This window comes from Marinifilum sp. D737, assembly GCF_026672275.1.
Lineage (GTDB): Bacteria > Bacteroidota > Bacteroidia > Bacteroidales > Marinifilaceae > Marinifilum.
This window is the reverse complement of the sequence record NZ_JANQCD010000082.1, coordinates 1-2,033: the sequence shown is the minus strand read 5'-3', so window position 1 is coordinate 2,033 and position 2,033 is coordinate 1. Positions and strand designations below refer to the sequence as shown.

At 30.8% G+C, this 2,033-nt stretch carries 2 protein-coding genes; both read left to right on the top strand.

The genetic code is table 11. The features are described 5' to 3' along the window. The coding region (locus tag NQ163_RS20480; RefSeq protein ID WP_326493341.1) for a JAB-like toxin 1 domain-containing protein at positions 1-921 on the top strand (921 nt) is incomplete at its 5' end. A gap of 18 nt (positions 922-939) precedes the next feature. Then, positions 940-1,662: a hypothetical protein gene (locus tag NQ163_RS20475; RefSeq protein ID WP_268192174.1), complete on the top strand. Its 723-nt coding sequence runs from the start codon at positions 940-942 to the stop codon at positions 1,660-1,662. The last annotated feature ends 371 nt before the right edge of the window (positions 1,663-2,033 follow it).

Here is a 2,033-nt window from a genome sequence, read left to right as displayed (position 1 = left end):
TATGGGTTTAAATTCAAGGTGCTTACATTAAGCAATGGAAAATACCAGGAATTTCACGACTTAGAAGATGTTGTTGAAATTGGTTCGATATTATATAATACACAAACGAATCAAATTGTTGGATTTGTACAAAAGGACAGCCTGGCTATGAATGTAGGTATGACTCCACATTTGGTTAGTCGTTGGATGTGTCCTGATCCGCTTTCGGAAGAATATTCAAGTTGGTCTCCGTACAATTATACAATGAATAACCCTATAAAATTTATTGATCCCAATGGTATGTATGTTGATAACTATGGAATCGATGAAAATGGTTATATAAGTTTATTAGAGAAAACGGATGACAAGTATGATGTTTTGTATACTGTAAATAATGAGGGTAACAAAAAGGATACGGATGGACAGGAAGGAATTACAGAATCTGATGGGCAGAAAGTAGAAGATAAAACTCTATTGCCTGAATTAGCTCAGGAAAGGCCAGATTTTAAAGAAAATGATGCAGTTTGGGGAGATAAGTATGTATATCAAGGAAACTACGCTGAGACGACAAATAAGAATGATGCACAATCAGTTTTTAAATTTGTAGCGGGTAATTCTAATGTTGAGTGGTCTATGAACCAATTTACTGGAGGGCGTATGGTTCTTGGAACACTACATCAAAATACACAGGCACCAACATTACAAAAAATTCAAGGTTATAGTGTTGAAAGTATGTTGCTAGATTTTCACAGTCACCCTAACGCAACGGCAAATGATTTTCAAGTATCTGGAGGTGATAGAAGGTATGCTAGAAGCCTACGTAAAATTAATCCGAACATTAAGTTTTACGTATATATTCCACATTTGACAAAGAAAAATTGGAATAAAGCTTTTCCCAATAATAAAATAAACTATACCCCTTCCAATATACTAGATTATTAATAAACAATTCTTTATAGTATGAGATTTTTATTAATCGTAATTATTGTCCTGTTTTTTTATTCTTGTGGAATAATTAATAGTACTAGAGATTCTAAGGAACCTAGTTCAGAATTAGAAAAAACAGATAGCATCACAATGTTATTTGAATCAGCATACAACATGAGAGATGAATCATTGTTTAATACTGTTTGTGAATCCTTGAATAAAAGAATTTTGTCTGAGAGTGATACTTGGATTTTTATTGAAGACAAAGTAGATACAAATAAGAGGATGATTTCAAAGAGGTATTATAAAAGAGTTTATACAGATTCATATCGCCCTTTGGAGATTAATAACTTATTAGAAATATGTACTAAAAGCAGAGATTCTATTTTGATTGGATATAAGATTGTTAGTCTTCTGGATTTAAAGATAATGGCAAGAGAATTTGCATTTAAGGATAACTGTATTTGGAATAAAAAAGCTGTGTTTAGTATAAATACAGGAGTTATTGATGATTCCACAGGTGAAAAACCTGATTGGAAAACCATCTTTTCGTGTTTTCATATTCTTATTCAAACGATTGAGAATGTAAGGAACGAATATGCAATACAAAAGTTTGGGAAATCATTTTACGACTTAAATTTTAAGAATAAAAAAAGAGTTGTGCAAATGATTCCTTGTGGTATCATTATAAATTTGAACTCAGAATGTGAGAGAGTTAATATGCCTGATCCTTCAGGTGAAGAATTTTGGAATTAGAGTAGAACTAATTAAATGTATCAAGGATTCACCTTAATTGATGAAATGTTATAAAAAGATGAGATAACATATACGTTTTTTAATTATGCTGAATCTAATTATAGGATTAGTAATGTTAACTAAATTATTGCAGTATTAAGCAGGATTTGTTTTTATATTATTTGTTTAAAATGTAAAGTAGCTGAGATTGCTATTAAAAATTAATAATTATGAAGTCAACAAAAATTTTGGTCATTGCCTTCTTACTTACTTTAGTCTTAATAGGTAAGGCCGAAGAATACCCTTGGGAAAAATATGGGTTTAAATTCAAGGTGCTTACATTAAGCAATGGAAAATACCAGGAATTTCACGACTTAGAAGATGTTGTTGAA